Source organism: Streptomyces sp. NPDC000345, from assembly GCF_042898825.1.
In the GTDB taxonomy this organism is placed as follows: Bacteria; Actinomycetota; Actinomycetes; order Streptomycetales; family Streptomycetaceae; genus Streptomyces.
On the sequence record NZ_JBIAZE010000019.1, the window covers coordinates 14,688 to 29,606 of the forward strand.

The following is a 14,919-nucleotide window of genomic DNA, read 5'->3' on the forward strand; positions in this document are numbered from 1 at the left end:
ACCCTGATGTCTGCGTACGAGCAACCCCCGCTCGATCTCGGCGCCGTCTGCCAGCGGTGGAAGAACCGCCGGCACAGCTGGAGGCCGACCAGCGAGGGCGGGTTCGATCCCGCTCGCTACCGCGTCCGCGAGATGCCGAACGAGCTGGTCCACACGGCGAAGGCCTTCGTGCGCGCCCACCACTACAGCGGCTCGTGGCCCGCTGTCCGCTTCGCCTACGGCCTCATCGACACCGCCGCGCCCCCGGAGACCAGCCTGGTGGGGGTGCTCACCCTGGGCATCCCGACCCAGGTCGCCGTGCTCACTTCGGTGTTCGGCCGGCTCACCCCGTACGAGGAGAGCTTGGAGCTGAACCGGCTGGTGCTGCTCGACGAGATCCCGGCGAACGCGGAGACGTGGGCGCAGGCATGCGCCTTCCGCCTGGCGGCCGCCCGGGGTGTCCGTGGGGTCGTCGCGCACAGCGACCCCGAGCCCAGGACGCGCCTCACCGCCCACGGACCCGAGCTGGTCTTTCCCGGTCACTACGGGACGATCTACCAGGCCAAGGGGATGAACTACCTGGGTAAGACGCGCCCGCGGCGCCTGACCGTGCTGCCCGACGGCTCGGTCCTCCACGGCCGTGCGATGTCCAAGGTCCGCAACGGCGAGCGTGGCCGAGGCGGAGTCGAGCGGCGCCTGGTCGCCCTCGGCGCTCGCCCCCGTGACGAGGGTGAGCCCGGCCGGGCGTGGCTGGAGGAGGCCCTGCAGGCCATCGGCGCGCGGGTCGTAGCCCACGGGGGCAATCACCGCTACGCGGCCTACATCGGGCCGCGCACCGGCCGGCGGCTCACGGCCACCTCCTACCCGTACCCGAAGGCCGACCAAGGGGGTGCGGCCGCATGACCGCCGGATCCCTCACCGGCGGCGACGATGTCGAACTGGTCATCAACTGGGGCCTGGGTGTCGACTCGACCGCATACCTGGTGAAGATGCTGGAGGACCCGGCCGCCCACGGAGTCGATCTGGCCCGCACCATGGTGATGCACGAGCTCACCGGGGACGAGTGGCCGGCCACCCGCGCCCACGCCGCTCAGTACGTGCTGCCGCTCCTGCGCGAGCACCAGGTCCGGCTCGTTCAAGTCGCCCGGGCCAGCCGCTCGTTGGAGATCGTGGTCATGGACGACTCCCGCCAGCCCGAGCGGATCATCGAGCGCGGGCCCTGGGCGCTGTGGGACGAGTACGAGTCCAACGGCACCGTTCCCCAGCAGGGCGGCATTCGGCTCTGCAGCTTGCATGCCAAGGGAGAGGTCGGCGACGCGCTGATCGCCCAGGAGATCGGCGACCGGCCGTTCAGGCAAGTGATGGGGTTCAACGCCGACGAGGTCAGCCGCAGCCGCCGGGACGAGGCCGCAAGCAAGAACCCGCTGCGCCAGGGCGTGTACCCCTTGATCGTCTGGGGGTGGGGGCGCGAGCGGTGCGAAGCGTTCCTGTACGAACGGTTCGGGGTGCGGTGGGAGAAGAGTTACTGCAGCTTCTGCTGTTTCCCGGTGTCGATGGGGGCCATGGATGCGCACCTGGACCGGATGCGCGCCCACCCGGACATCGCCGGACGGGTGCTGCGCCTGGAGTACACCTCGGTCAGCCTCAACCCGCAGGCGAGGCTGTTCGGCCGGCGCAGTCTGCTGGAGCAGTTCGACCCCGGCCGGGCTGCCGACCGGCCTGTGCTCGCCGCGTTCGAGGAGGAGCTCGCCTGTCCGTGGGCGCTGTACCACGTGCGGCGGATCCTGCCCGTTGCGAAGGCGGACCCGACCCGGCGCGGGCGGGCGATGCGCTCGGTGGAACGGGTCGACGTGGGCCGGGCTTCCACTCTCGGCCGGAGGTTGCTGAGCGTCTCGGAGCGGCGCGGCGTCCCGGTCGAGGTCGACGAGCGCTACGGGAGGGTGCGGGCGTGGGTCCAGCGGCGCGGTCCGGAGCTTCCGACCGTGGAGGAACTGATGGTCACCGCCCCGTTCCACGTCCGGGACAAGAAGGTGCCGCACTTCGAACAGAAGTGGGCCGCACATCGCCGCAGCCGGTTGTGACGTGCTCTGGGTGCCGGCGAGATTGACAGCCACCCACCAAGAGCGTCATATTGATTACGCGAAACAAGCGGCAAAAGCGGTGGGCGGCGGAAGGCACCCTCTCACGAGGGTGTCGGCCCAGGGCGGCAACCCCGACCGAACGTCCCGCCGACCACCTTCACCAACTCGACTCGCCCGCCGGCGCGTGAGCGCCGAAGGACCAAGAGGAGCAGGCCCTCAGTATAGGGCCGCGATCCGAACCGGAGAGTGCAATGTCCAAGGCCCTGAACCCGCAGCGTCGCGTCGTCGGCGACCGTGCCGTGGTCAACCGCGACTGGATCCGCGAGTTCACCGGCGCCAGCGTCGGCACCGCGGCCCGCTGGTACAAGATCCGGCTCGAGCAGCCGGAGGAGCACCGCCACCCGGAGAAGGAGCGCATCGACGGGAGCGACTTCTACGACGAGCAGCAGTTCCGCGACTTCTACACCTGGTTCCAGCAGGAGAAGGCGAACAAGGTCCTCAAGGCCGACCCCGAGCTGTACCGGGCCGACCCGGAGGACGTCGTCTCCATCAACACGGCCGCCAAGTGGCTGGGCTTCAACGGAGCCTCGGCAATCCGCAAGTACCTCAAGGACAACCCCGACTACTTCCCCAAGCCCCTCGCCGAGCCGGTCGAGGGCCCGACCGGCCGCATGATCCCTGGCTTCCGCGTCGGCGACCTGCAGGACTTCGACAAGAAGCGCACCGGGGACAAGCTCGGCAAGGCCGGCCGCCGTCCCGGGCCCCAGGCCGACGCGGCCGTCGGCCGGCCCTCCGCCCTCGAGGAGGCTCTCGCGGCCGAGCTGAGTGCCCACGCCGGCGGTGAGCCGCTCACCGCCACGCAGCTGGCCGCGCAGTACGCCGCCGAGGCGATCGACCGCGACGGCTACCACCCGGGGCTGGCCGCGGAGCTCAGCGTGCAGCACGGCGGGCCACAGAGGTCCTGGGAGTACGTCGTGCGCACCGCCCTCGAGCACCGACCCGCGGTCACGCCGGCCCGCTCGGAAGCCGACCGGCGGGCGGCCGTCGCCCTGGCCGCACTGCGCGAGCGCGGCGACGTCCGGGGACTCGCCGCCTCCCTCGCCCGCGAGCACGGAGGCAGCCCCGACGTCTGGTCGCGCGCAGTGAACGCGGCACGCGGGATCGCCGACTCGACCACTGATCGCCCCACACGGAAGGACGAGCCCCGATGACCAGCTACCAGCTCCGCGACACCACCACCCGCCAGCTCCTCGCCCGCGACCTGGCCGACTACGCCGCGGCCGAGACCGCGGCGGACCGCCTCGACGACGAACTGGAACATGCTCTTGCGGCCAATGGCGAAGGCGCCGGCCGAATCCGGCTGCGCCTGGACGTCGAGCGGGTCACCGACGGCGCCACCGAGACCGTCGGCCACCACGTCCTGCTCCTCGGCGTGGACGACGTGCCCGACCCCCTGCCCGCCGTGTGATCGCCGCGCGCGAGACGGAATCACCACCTCACGCGGCCGCGAGACGCCAGGCTGTGGCCCCCGGTAGCCGGGGGCCACAGCTGTGAGCAGGGTTGCCAAGACCCAACAAAGAGCGTATAATTGATTTCAAGTTTCAGGCGGCAATCTGGAGCCCTTCCTCCGGGACGAGCCCCGGCAGTCCCACCTGAGGCGCCTGTTCAGTCCCCTCTCTGTCGGCCGGGCGCGGCAACGCCCGGCCGACAGGTCACCAACTCAGCTCACCAGGAGACGTCGCGCATGAGCAGCAGCCTGCAGCTCGGTCTGTTCCCCACCGAAGCGGGAGCCGACCCCATGGCGGACCTCGTCCCGGACGAGGTCGACATCTACATCCTCAATCTCTCGGGCGGGAAGGACGGCCCCCGCGCCGCCGCTCTGGCGCTGGACGCTGCGCGCGCCGCCGGCGTCGAGGACCGGGTTTACACCATCCATGCCAGTCTCGGTCCCCTGGAGTGGCCCGCCGTCACGGTCGACGGCGTCCGCTACCCCGGCAGCAGCGAACTGGCGGCCCTTCACAGCCGGGCCCTGGGAGTGCCTCCCGAGCGGCACATCGAGGTCCGGCGGGCTCGTGAACTGGAGGGCGAGCGCGTCCCGTACGACCTGCTGACCTACATCGCCGAGCGCGGTGACTGGCCGTGGAAGGGCGTGCTCCCGTGCCGCAGCGACTGGAAGACCGGCCTCATCTATGGCGCCTTCAGCGCGATGGTCCGGGACCGCAAGAAGCAGCTTGGCCGTCCGGTCGTCTGCGCAAACGTTCTGGGGATCAGGGCGGATGAGAGCCCGGATCGCAAGAAGCGGCTGGCCTTCCGTACGACGACCGACAACACGGCCCGTGTCGTACACGAGTGGTCCCCCGCCCACCAGGTGACCACCCAGGAGGTCAAGGACTGGACGGACGAGCAGGGCCTCCCCCACCAGTGGTGCTACGACTCCCACCCTGGCGCGGGCGATTGGAAGGGATCCAGCCGCTGTTCCTGCTCGCTGTGCGTCCTCGCCTCCCAGCGGGACCTGCTGCTCGCCGTGAAGCGCCGGCCGCAACTGGCGGAGCTGTACGCCCTCGTCGAGCGGGTGCGGGGTGTCCCCTTCAACCCCAACACCAGCATGGCCGAGTTGATCGAGCGGGCCAGCCGCCCCGGAGCTCCCGATCCAGGGGTGGTCATCGAGGACGAAGGACCCGAGTTCGAGACTCTGACGAACGCCGTCGAGGCCGCGCTGAAGAAGCCCGCCAAGCGGGCTCGCTACGTCCGCCCCGGCACCCCGGCGGACGCCCTGCCCGGCAGCTGCGACAGCTGCGCAGCAGGCAACCCCACCGCCGCTGCGGACCAGGAGGCGTGACGTGTACAGCTCTGGCCACCTGTTCAGCGGAGGCTGGGGTGACGGCCGCGGCTTCATGAACGCCGGATACACCCCGCGCTTCGGCGCCAACCACAACCCTTGGGCCATCAAGACCGCCCGCGCCAACGTCCCGGACATCTACACGCGGGAAGCAGCGATTCAGACGATCGACATGCGCACCCTGCCCTACGCGGATGTCCTGGTCGGCTCGCCGATCTGCCGGGAAGCCACCCCCGCAGGCGGCAACAGCAAGGCCCGCGTCCAGGAGGAGTTCGACGTCGGCGACGGAACGCAGGGCAAGCCCAGCCGGTGGGAGCAGACGCGTATGACCGCGTGGGAACCAATCCGCTACGTCGACGTCCATGAGCCGCTGGCCTACGTGGGAGAAAATGTGCCCGGGTTCTTCACCCGCAATCCGCGGCTCTTCGACGCCTGGTTGAGGGTGTGGGACGTCCTCGGCCGCCGCGGCTATTACGCGACGCTCGCCTGCGTGAACTCCGCCCACGTCACCGTCGAGATGCCGGACGGCACCACCCTTGGCCCGGTCCCTCAGTACCGCGACCGGCTCGTGTGGGTGATGGTTCGCAAGGACATCGGCAAGGTTCCCAACCTGCTGCCCCGCCCCAACTCGATCTGCCCGAACTGCGGCCCGGTCCGGGGTATCCAGCACTGGCCGGGCATCCAGAATGGCCGCGGCCGCCGCATCGGTGCCTACCTGCGCAGGATGCCCAAGAGCGGCGCCTCCCAGGCGAAGCGGTCGTACTACTACGTGTGCCCGACCCAGCGCTGCCACTCGCGCGTAGAGCCGATCACCCGGGGCATTGGCGACGTCATCGACAAGAACGTCCGCGGGCACCGGTTCGGTGACGGCCGCCAGGACCGCAACGCGTTCGAGGCGTACGCGCCTGCTGCCCGTGCCGCTGTGGTGGAGGGCCACAAACGGTTCGGTGGCGAGCCGTTCATTGTCACCCGCCGCAACCACGGTGGCGCGACCCCCCTCGACGCGCCGATCGGCACCGTCACCGCGCAGGGCGGCGCTCACCACTACCTCGCGCGCCCCACCCCCGACATGAACGTCGACGAGTGCGAGTACCGCCCCCTGACCGTCACGGAGAACGCCCGCGCCCAAGGCTTCGCCAAGCAGCACGTCTTCGCCGGCGAAGAGCCCGACCAGAAGCTCCAGGTCGGCGACGCCGTGCCCGTCACCGTCGCTACCTGGGCTGCACAGGAAACACTGAGAGTCCTGCCGTCGTGATGGCAGGACTGTCGTCCTGAGCCAGCTGCAGGCAGGCGCGAGACTACGGAGCCCCAGGCGTTGCCTGGGGCTCCGTTCCGTGGTCCCGCCCGTCCATGGCCTTACGGAGCGGCGACGGTCAACGCACGAACCGCTGGTGACGCCGGACTTGCTGTGCCAGTCGTTGGAGCAGGCGCCGAAGATCCGCCCATACTGCCCGCCCCTCGAATCCGATCAGCATCTCAGCTCCCCTTTGCTGCGCTGCGGCAGGTACGCGCCGCACCACCGCGGTCCCTCGCCGACTCACACGCGCGGGCTTGCGGGGAGAGCAGGCCATCGCCGGGCCAAAGGTCTTGTTCGGCCACGAGGCCGGCAAGGAAGACGTCGACCTCGGCCAGCACGGCGGCCCGCTCGGCGGCCCCGTAGACGACGAACTCGTCGGCTGCGGCGTCGAAGGCCCGCACGTGGCTGTGCGGGCCGGTGCAAACGAGGGCTCGCGCGATCTCGGGCAGGCCGAGACTGAGGGCATCGCAGTTCCCGAAGCGAACGAGCTGCAGCAGGTCGGTGGTGACGTGTTCCCAGTCGCCGACGGTCGGCCAGTCGACGCCGCCGTTCAGTTCATAGGTGAGGGTGGACAGCGGGATGATCTCGCCCGGCTGGCGTCCTTGGGTGAGAAGGTCGTGGATCCGGGTGCCGTCGGGCTGGAGCACTTGCGGGTGGAGCAGGGAGCCGGCGGCCACGACGGTGGTGTTGATCTCCTGGGTTCCGGGGCCGACGTAGTACGGCTCGTGTGCGAAGAGCAGGTAGACGTCCTGAGTGCGGACGGCCGGGCCCGACTCGGGCTGAGGCTGAGGCTTGGGCATGAGGACGGTTCCCTTCAGCGGTGGTGTGCTGGGTGTGGTGCGAGGTGTCGTCGGCCGAAAACCCGACGGGCCCGGTGATCGCCGGGGCTCGCGGGTCTGGCCCGCATCGGCGGCGCCGCCCTCGGTGGCGTCGCGCTCAACGATCTGCGCGACCTGGTGGGCGAGTTGGAGCATCAGCCGTTCACGGGCGATGAGGCCGTCTGAGGCCGAGCGGGTGTCCTGGGTTTGGAGCAGGTCGGCGGCGTCCCACAGCAGGTTGTGGCCGATCTCGGCCGAGCGGCGCAGTTCGTAGCGCTCGCTGCCGGCGGCGGCCTGGACGAGCGAGGTGTGCAGGGCGGCGAGGCGCTGCAGGTAGCGGCAGGCATCGTCGCCTTCGACGATGTGGACGTGTTCGCGGGCCCGGCTGTCCAGCCGGTCGGGCAGGTGTTCGGCGAGCAGCGGGGCGAGGAGCATCGCTGGCAGGGCGACATCGACGGGGACTCCGTGGCTTATGGCGAACAGGCCAGCGACGAGGCTGAGGAGCGCGACGGCCGCGGCGGAGAACCGCAGGGACCCGGGGACGCTGTCCGGGGCGATGCGCTGGGCGGGGCGCCTGGTCAGCCAGCGCAGGGCAAGGCGCTGCGTACGCGTGGCAGCTGGAGTGAGCACCGCGATCCGGTGGGGGATCTCGGGCGGGCGGCCGTCGCCGGGGACGGTCCAGGCGAGCCAGCCCCAAGGGGTGCGCTCATGGACGAGCACCAGTTCGCAGGCGGCCGAGCAGGTGTGGTCACGGACGTGGCCGGTCCGCAGTGCGCGGGAGCGTTCTCTTTTCCACCGTCCCGGGTCGTGGGTGAAGGGGCGCTCGTGGTGCGCGGGCACGGTCGGTGGTGGTGTGTGGAGCGTGGCTGTCACGGGCTGATTCCTTCCAGGTGGTGGTCTGTCAAGGCGGAGGCGCACGTGGTGCAGCGGCCGTCGCCGTCGGGGTGGGCACGCCGCGGTGTGGGGCCGGGGCAGGTGCGGCAGAGCGGCCAGCCGAGGCAGGCCGGGCAGAGGTCCTCGCCGGGGGCGGTTCCGGGAACGCCGCAGCCGGCGCATTCGGTAAGGGCCCGGTAGGTCAGGGCCTCGCTCACCGTGCGGGCGGCGGCGGAGCCGGTCATCGGCTGCGGCGGCTGGTCGTCCCATGCGGATGCGTCCTGGTGGCTGGCCGCGAGGGTGGGCGGCGGGTAGGCCTGGGCGGCGCGCAGGCGGGCGGCGATGATCGCGCCGACCGTGGTCCGTACCGGATGGGGCAGGGGCCGAGCGGCGATGACGTGCCGCAGTTGCTCGCGGCTCCAGCCGGATTCCAGCATCACGGTCACGACGCGGCCTTGGTCGGTCAGCGCCTGCCCGGTCAGCAGCAGCTCGGGGCGGGCCGCCCCGAGGTCGAGCAGCAGCCGGATCCCCGGGTGCATCTCATCCGCCGCGGGAGCGGCCGGCGGGGACGTCGGTGTGGCCGGCCGGTCCGTCCGTCCCGGTGTTCGCGACGTGTCGCCGCGGCACGGACGGAGGGGTCTGGTGTTCTGCTTGTTGGTCTTCTTTCTGTTGGTGTTCTTAGTGGAGCGATCAGCCAACGTAGGTTTATCCACTGGTGGAAAACCCGACTCTGGTTGTGACCTGCTGCTTTGCAGAGCGGGCAGGTCGGTGAGGAAGTACGCGGCCGCGCCGAGGGTGCCGTCTGGGCCGCGCTCGCGTTCCCGCACCAGGAAGCCGTGCTTCTCCAGCTCCTTCAGCCCGCTCTTGACGGCTGAGTCACCGTCGCGGCCACGGCGGGCGATGTCGGCAACCGTCATCCGCCAGCCGTCCCGGTGCGTGGAGAGCAGTCCGAACAGGCCCTTGGCCTTGAAGGACAACTGGGGGTCGCGGAAGAGCTGGTTGGCGATCTGGGTGAACTGATCGGCCGCCATCACGCCCCGGCGGATCCCAGCCGGGAGGCCGCCGGCGTGCTCGGCCTCGGGGGACATGGCCATCACGTCGGCTTCGATCAGCGCGATGTCCAAGGTGGCCGGTCGGTCGGTGATGCAGTAGACGATCTCGCCGAGGGTGCCGTCCGGGCGGCGCAGGCGTTCACGGATCAGGTAGCCGTGTGCCTCGAGCTCCTGCAGGCCGGTGCGTACCGCTTCGCGTCCGTCCGGGCCCAGGCGGACGAGGTCGGTGACCGTCACCTGCCAGCCGTTCCTGTGCGTGGAGACGTACCCGAAGATGCCCTTCGCTTTGAACGACAGCCCAGAGTCACGGAACAGCGCGTTGGCGATCTGGGTGAACTGATCGGCCGCCATCACGCCCCGGCGGATCCCCGCCCCGAAGCGGCTCACCGCCCTGCCCCCGAGGCCTGCCGAGCGCAGTGGCCACGGCGGCACACCGAGCCCGCCGAGATGGGGCGGTCGGTAGTCCTGGGCGTCGAGGCGTGCGTGTGTTCCATGGCGTCAGCTCACCCGCCGACCCCGACCAGGCTGACGGCCACGAGCCCCGACCATCGGTCACGATCCGACAACGGAGCCGTCTAGCTGCCATGGTCGGGCTCATGGTCGGGCCGACCACGTGCCTTCAGCCCGGGCGCTCAGTGATTGCGCAGCCGACTGCGAAGCCCCGGACGGGCGTTGCGCAATCGGGCTGCGCAACCGGCCCGGGGATCCTGCGCAGTCGAGTTGTGCCGGGGTCGCTGCGCAGTCCGCCCGCGCGTTCCTGATCTTCTCTTGCGCAGGTCCATATCGCGCACTGCGCAGGCGTCTGTCACGGCCCCGCCGGCTTCCGTCTGCGCATCGGTATCCGGGCCCTCTGGCCGGGCGGCACGTGATCGCACAGCGGTCGCCGGTCCGGGGAACAGCACCGGACGCGATGGCCTGTCACCGGCTCCCGACTGACCCATGGTCGGGGTCATGGTCGGGCCGACCATGACCCCGACCATGGACTTCGTGTCCCCATCGTGACCATGGTCGGGGGTTCATGGTCGGTGGTCGGGTCGGGGTCGCCGGGTTTTCTCGAGGTCAGCAACATCCGTTCTGACCTGGGAGTTTGACCATGTCCCCTGGCAAGCAGGCCTCACAGAGCGAGGCCGCTGCTCCGATGGCGGCCGGCGCCCGGCTGGAGGCGATGCGCCGCCGCGTACGCCTCTCACGCGTTGCGGTCTGGACCGTCATCGCGGCCGGCCCCATCGCCCTCGCCGTCGCCGTCGCCTCCACCCCGACCACGGTCGCGGCGGCCCCCGCGCCCAAGCCCACCGCGGTGCGCACCGCGACATCCGCCACCGACCCGGGCGGCTATGCGCAGGTGTTCGTCGGCGCGTGGCTGCGCAGCGACGCGAACGACGAGACGAGTGCGCAGGCGCGGCTTGCGCAGTCGATGGCGCCGGACGTCGAACTGCCCAACCCGGCCGCCGATGCGCAATCGGCGCCTCAGTCCGTGACGGCGGTGCGCAGTGCGCAGCGGGCCGACAGTGCGTGGTCGGTGACGGTGGCTGCGCAATACGCCAACGGCTCGGTGCGGTACTACGCCGTGCCGGTGGCCGCCGACCGCACGGGCTCCTCGTTCACGGTGACCGGTGCGCCCGGTGTGGTGGCCGGCCCGGCCCGGGCCGAGGTGCCGAAGTCGTCGTACGCCGTGACCGTCCCGGAGGGGGATCTGTCGTCCGCCGTCGGACAGTTCCTCGGCGCCTACCTGACGGGTGCCGGTGAGGTCGACCGCTACCTCGCGCCGGGCGTGCACCTCGCCGCCGTCTCACCTGCCCCGTACACGGCGGTCACCGTCCAGGAGGTGTCCGCCGTCGAGGAGGATGCGGCCGCCGAGCAGGTGCCGGCGGACGGCACGACGGTGCGGGTCCTCGCCTCGGTGGAAGCCCGTGACGCGACCGGTAGGTGGCCGCTGGCGTACGAGCTCACACTCAAGGCCCGCTCGGGCCGGTGGGAAGTCGCCGAGCTTCAGTCCGGCACGGCTAAGGACGGGGGTGCCCGATGAACACCGTGCACAGCCTGATGCTCGCCGGGCAGCTGGACGACCTCGGCAATAGCTGGATCAACATGTTCAAGGAGTGGGCGACGAAGGGTCTTCAGGCCGGTCTGATCTGCCTGGTCGTCGTCATCATGATCCAGAAGTTCTCACTGAAGGCGGGGATCGGCGCCCTGCTCCTGATGGTGATCGCGCTCGGTCTGTACAACTCGCGCAACGACCTGGCGAACATGTTCACCGACGAGGTGAAGAACCCGTCGAAGGGGGCGCCCGTCGTTCCTGGGGTCGTCCGTTCCCAACTCCCGGCCTCTCGTGATCACTCGCCGGGCGTCGGGGGCTGGCTGTGAGCGCGACAGCCGCGGCACGGGTGGGCCGCTTCTACACCTCAGCCCGCCGCCACCCCTGGGTGCTGGGCAAGGTCGCCGACTGGAAGATCCCGCTCGGCCCGTACACGCCCGCGCAGATCGCGGTCGCCGTCGGCGGCGGCTTCCTTCTGATCAAGACGATCAGCTGGTGGTCATGGATGGGGCCGGTCCCCATCGTCGGGTGGGGCCTGGTCATCTGGATGGTGCGCCGGCCAAAGGTCGCCGGCCGTGCCCCGATGCAGGCCGCCTTGGGCTGGGTGCTGCTCGGCTGGCAGCCCCGCGGTGGGCGGATCGGCGGGCGCGCCGCCCGCGACCGCGCTGCCCGCCCATTGCTCGGCGGCTTCACCATCGAGGACACGCCCGCGCCTGTCCCCGCTGCGCAGACCGCACCCTCTCGTGCGGTGCAGCGGCGTCCAGCCCGGGCGCCGCACCCGAGCCCGGCCACAGACCGCTCGACCGCACCCCGCCGTACACCGGCGGTTGCTCCCGCGGCAGCTGCAAGGCCGGTGTCGGGTGTGCAGCAGCTGCTCGCGCTCGCCCAGCAAGGGGGTGCGCGGTGAGGGTTCCGATCCGTCACATCGCTGGGCATCTGGTGTGGTCGACGCAGGGCAGCGTGTGGGCGATCTACCGCCTGCACCCCGGCCCGGACGCGCAGGGACGCCGCGAGGAGACCGTCCAGGGCACTTACGTGCCCGCCCCCGTCCGAGACGAACAACTGGCAAAGATCACTCACTTGGTGCGCTCGCTGTCCGGGGCCCCGCGCCTGTATGGCATGTGCGCCCAGGTCGACCCGGGCGAGGTCGCCCTGAGGATGATCGAGGGCATCGAGCCGGCCGAGCAGGAACCCGGTGCGGGCCGGCACCCGTGGGTGGAGAACGTCGAAGCCACCCTCGACCTGCTCGACGACCAGGAGATGCACCGCCGCACCCTGTGGCTGGCCGTGCCCCTGCAGACCGAAACAGGCGGACTGCAGGTGTCGACGTCTCTCGGCGCGGCGTGGGCCGAGATCGCGCCGATGCTGGGCATGCGCCCGGCGCCGGTGGCCCGGCGCGAGGTGAGCGCGTATCGCGAGCAGGCCTCGCGGGTTCAGGCCGCGCTCGCCGGCGGCATCGCCTTCCGCCCGGCCCGCCCGGCGGAGATCGTGTGGATGATCCAGCACGCCCTGCACCGCGGCCTCGCCGAGCCCCTGCTCGCCGAAGCCGAGACCAGCGAGTTGTACGGCGGGCAGATCCGGGACGGCGTTCTGCGCTCCCCCAGCTACGCCGACCTGGGCCAGGTGCGCCTGCAGGAAGGCGGCATCGACCCCGACCTCGACGACGTCGACGAGCTCAAGAGCGCGGGGCAGATCACCCGATCCGGGCGGAAAGCCTGGTGGCGGGTGAACACCGGATCGCCGCTGGGGCGGCGCTGGCTGCAGGTCGAGTCCGACAACGGGGTGGGCTACCAGGCGCAGTTGGCGCTGGCCGAGTGCCCGCCCTCGGTCAGCCAGGATGCCGCGGATCTGTTCGCCCAGTTGGAGATGCTCGACTTTCCCGTCGACTACACCGTCGACCTGACGCTCGTGCCTGCGGAGAAGGCCCGCGACCAGGTTCGGCGCAAGAAGAACGAACTCATCGACCAGGCCGACCAGTACGACGCCCGCCCGACCGGGATGCCCGCGTCGTTGACCGAGGCCGCCCGCGACCTGGGCGAGCTCGATGCCCGTCTCTCCCGCACCAGCGTGGAGGTCGAGGTGCAGTCGGTGACGGTGCTGACGGTGTGGGGGCCGACCGCCGCCGTCTGCGACGCCCGGGCCCGCGCCCTGGCCGCGCTGCTCGGTGGCGCCGACTACCGGGCGGTGCGCCCGGCCGGTCTGCAGGAAGCCCTCTTCACTCTCGGCCTGCCCGGCACGGTACGGCCGGGGGTCGTGCGGGAGTTCACCCAGCACCAGGTCTCTGAAGACTGGGCGCTTTCCGGCGCCTTCACCGCTGCGGAGGTCGGCGACCCCAACGGCATGTTCCTCGGTATCGACCTGGACTGCGGTACCACCCGCCCCGTCATGATCAACGTGGCGGATGCACCCAAGGTCGACGCGTCCGCCTCCATGGGCATCGTCGGGGACCTCGGCGCGGGCAAGAGCGTCCTGCAGAAGCTGATCGCGGAGGCGGTGTGGGCGCGCGGCGGCTGCGCGATCTGTATCGACCGCACCCCTGTACGCGAGTGGGCTACCTTCGCCCGCACGGCGGCCAAGGGCCGGGTCCAGATCATCGACGCCGCGCAGGCCGAGGTGTCCATTGACCCGCTGCGCATGTTCGACGGGCCCGAGGGCCGTCACTACGCCCTGTCTTACCTGACCCTGCAGCTCGGCATCGGCCCGATGAGCACCAGCGGCGAGGTCCTGCACCACGCGGTCGAACAGGCCGCCGCCGGTCCCGAGCCGTCCATGCACCGTGTCCTTGAGGTCCTCGAGGAGATGGCGGCGCGCGAGGCGGGCAAGCGGCAGGACGCGGCCGCGACCCTCGCCGGCCTCATCCGGGTCGTCGCCACCAACTCTCTGGCGGCGATGGTCTTCGACCCGACGCTGCCGCCGGTGCGGCTGGACGCCTCCAGCGCCTCCGACATGATCGTGATCACCACCACGGGGCTGAAGCTGCCGCCGAAGGCTGCGTTCGCGAACCCCGAGATCCTGCACCAGCAGCCGCTGGAGGCGTTGATCGGCCGGGCGGTGCTCTACCTGATCGCCGCGATCGCACGGCAGACGGCTTTCGAGGACCCCGAGCGGTTCACGGCGGTGGTCCTGGACGAGCTGTACTGGCTCACCTCGTCTGCCGAGGGCACGGCCCTGGTCCACGAGATCCTCCACGACGGGCGCAAGCACGGCGCCGGCCTGATCGCTGGCTCGCACGACGCCGAGGAACTCGGCCCCGACCGAGGCCTGATGGCCTACCGGGCGCTCGCCCGCACCGCCGACCGTGAACGCGCCCGTCGCGGCCTGGAGTTCGTCGGGCTCGACCCGAACGACGGCGAACTGCTGCGGCTGGTGACCACCGGCCTGTCCCCCGTCGGCCAGAAGGGCCGGGAGGGCGAGTTCCTGCTGACCTGCCCGAGGCAGAACACCGGCCGCGTCAAGGTCTCCATCCCCCGCATCCCGCGCATCACCACCTCCATCACCACCACGCCCGGACGCCGCACGAGCGCTGCCTCCCCCACGGTGCCGGAGCCGCTCGCCGGTGAGGCCGCACAGACCCGTCCGAAGGAAACCGTCTGATGACCACTTTGTCCTGGGACCGCTCGAGGCGCGTCGCCGCCGTCGTGAGTGTCCTTACCGTGATCGCCGTCGTCGTCGCCGCGGTCGTGCTCGTCCTCGGGTTGGGCGTGCCGCAGGGGTGGTGGCCGCACACCGGGCAGGCCTTCGCCGCCGACGCTGCGCACCGGGATCCCTGCGCCCTGATCGTGGGCCCGGCCAAGGCGTACTGCGAGCGCGGCGCCGCAGCAAATGCTTCCGCCGGTCATCAGGACGTGGCCGGCGGGGCGTGGAGGCTGGTGCCTGCCGGTGCGGGTGTGGGTGCTCTCGTGGTGTGGCGGCTGCGCGGCGCCGCTGGGCAAAGGCGGCGCTGAC

General features: G+C 71.0%; 13 protein-coding genes. 11 read left to right on the forward strand and 2 right to left on the reverse strand.

Annotated features, from left to right (window positions below):
• Positions 1-6: 6 nt before the first annotated feature.
• The 6 genes from ACFY30_RS33680 (at position 7) to ACFY30_RS33705 (ending at position 6,154) form a co-directional block, all read left to right on the forward strand.
• Entirely contained in the window at positions 7-882 is an 876-nt protein-coding gene (locus tag ACFY30_RS33680; RefSeq protein ID WP_390848932.1) for a hypothetical protein, read from the forward strand.
• Positions 879-2,060 carry a hypothetical protein gene (locus ACFY30_RS33685; RefSeq protein ID WP_390848933.1) on the forward strand — a complete coding sequence of 394 codons (1,182 nt, stop codon included), beginning with the start codon at positions 879-881 and terminating at the stop codon, positions 2,058-2,060. Before ACFY30_RS33680 ends, ACFY30_RS33685 begins: the two co-directional genes overlap by 4 nt.
• 251 nt (positions 2,061-2,311) lie before the next feature.
• Complete coding sequence (locus ACFY30_RS33690; RefSeq protein WP_390848934.1) at positions 2,312-3,271, forward strand: hypothetical protein; 960 nt, start codon at positions 2,312-2,314, stop codon at positions 3,269-3,271.
• A complete protein-coding gene (locus ACFY30_RS33695) occupies positions 3,268-3,528 on the forward strand; it encodes a hypothetical protein (RefSeq protein ID WP_390848935.1) in 261 nt (86 codons plus the stop codon). The genes ACFY30_RS33690 and ACFY30_RS33695 overlap by 4 nt, the downstream gene beginning before the upstream one ends.
• 276 nt (positions 3,529-3,804) lie before the next feature.
• The gene (locus ACFY30_RS33700; protein WP_390848936.1) at positions 3,805-4,899 is read left to right on the forward strand and encodes a phosphoadenosine phosphosulfate reductase; all 1,095 of its coding nucleotides are present in this window, start codon (positions 3,805-3,807) and stop codon (positions 4,897-4,899) included.
• A 1-nt stretch (position 4,900) separates the two neighbouring features.
• Positions 4,901-6,154, forward strand: a complete 1,254-nt coding sequence (locus tag ACFY30_RS33705; RefSeq protein WP_390848937.1) for a DNA cytosine methyltransferase — start codon at positions 4,901-4,903, stop codon at positions 6,152-6,154.
• A 221-nt stretch (positions 6,155-6,375) separates the two neighbouring features.
• Here the strand turns inward: ACFY30_RS33705 and ACFY30_RS33710 are convergent, their stop codons facing one another.
• Positions 6,376-7,887 (reverse strand): hypothetical protein, encoded by a 1,512-nt coding sequence (locus ACFY30_RS33710; protein ID WP_390848938.1) that lies wholly within the window; start codon positions 7,885-7,887, stop codon positions 6,376-6,378.
• Positions 7,884-9,326: a hypothetical protein gene (locus ACFY30_RS33715; RefSeq protein WP_390848939.1), complete on the reverse strand. Its 1,443-nt coding sequence runs from the start codon at positions 9,324-9,326 to the stop codon at positions 7,884-7,886. The genes ACFY30_RS33710 and ACFY30_RS33715 overlap by 4 nt, the downstream gene beginning before the upstream one ends.
• Positions 9,327-10,032: 706 nt before the next feature.
• On the opposite strand from ACFY30_RS33715, the gene ACFY30_RS33720 reads away from it, so the two are divergent.
• The 5 genes from ACFY30_RS33720 to ACFY30_RS33740 are packed head-to-tail and all read left to right on the forward strand — an operon-like array spanning position 10,033 to position 14,918.
• Positions 10,033-10,965 (forward strand): conjugal transfer protein, encoded by a 933-nt coding sequence (locus ACFY30_RS33720; protein ID WP_390848940.1) that lies wholly within the window; start codon positions 10,033-10,035, stop codon positions 10,963-10,965.
• Positions 10,962-11,303: a hypothetical protein gene (locus ACFY30_RS33725; RefSeq protein ID WP_390848941.1), complete on the forward strand. Its 342-nt coding sequence runs from the start codon at positions 10,962-10,964 to the stop codon at positions 11,301-11,303. The genes ACFY30_RS33720 and ACFY30_RS33725 overlap by 4 nt, the downstream gene beginning before the upstream one ends.
• Entirely contained in the window at positions 11,300-11,881 is a 582-nt protein-coding gene (locus ACFY30_RS33730; RefSeq protein ID WP_390848942.1) for a hypothetical protein, read from the forward strand. Before ACFY30_RS33725 ends, ACFY30_RS33730 begins: the two co-directional genes overlap by 4 nt.
• Positions 11,878-14,568, forward strand: a complete 2,691-nt coding sequence (locus tag ACFY30_RS33735) for an ATP-binding protein (protein ID WP_390848943.1) — start codon at positions 11,878-11,880, stop codon at positions 14,566-14,568. The genes ACFY30_RS33730 and ACFY30_RS33735 overlap by 4 nt, the downstream gene beginning before the upstream one ends.
• Positions 14,568-14,918 carry a hypothetical protein gene (locus ACFY30_RS33740; protein WP_390848944.1) on the forward strand — a complete coding sequence of 117 codons (351 nt, stop codon included), beginning with the start codon at positions 14,568-14,570 and terminating at the stop codon, positions 14,916-14,918. The genes ACFY30_RS33735 and ACFY30_RS33740 overlap by 1 nt, the downstream gene beginning before the upstream one ends.
• Position 14,919 lies beyond the last annotated feature (1 nt).

Bases quoted from the DNA above. Each gene is read 5' to 3' on its own strand.
- ACFY30_RS33680 (WP_390848932.1), top strand. From the start codon at position 7: ATGTCTGCGTACGAGCAACCCCCGCTCGATCTCGGCGCCGTCTGCCAG.
- ACFY30_RS33685 (WP_390848933.1), top strand. From the start codon at position 879: ATGACCGCCGGATCCCTCACCGGCGGCGACGATGTCGAACTGGTCATC.
- ACFY30_RS33690 (WP_390848934.1), top strand. From the start codon at position 2,312: ATGTCCAAGGCCCTGAACCCGCAGCGTCGCGTCGTCGGCGACCGTGCC.
- ACFY30_RS33695 (WP_390848935.1), top strand. From the start codon at position 3,268: ATGACCAGCTACCAGCTCCGCGACACCACCACCCGCCAGCTCCTCGCC.
- ACFY30_RS33700 (WP_390848936.1), top strand. From the start codon at position 3,805: ATGAGCAGCAGCCTGCAGCTCGGTCTGTTCCCCACCGAAGCGGGAGCC.
- ACFY30_RS33720 (WP_390848940.1), top strand. From the start codon at position 10,033: ATGTCCCCTGGCAAGCAGGCCTCACAGAGCGAGGCCGCTGCTCCGATG.
- ACFY30_RS33725 (WP_390848941.1), top strand. From the start codon at position 10,962: ATGAACACCGTGCACAGCCTGATGCTCGCCGGGCAGCTGGACGACCTC.
- ACFY30_RS33740 (WP_390848944.1), top strand. From the start codon at position 14,568: ATGACCACTTTGTCCTGGGACCGCTCGAGGCGCGTCGCCGCCGTCGTG.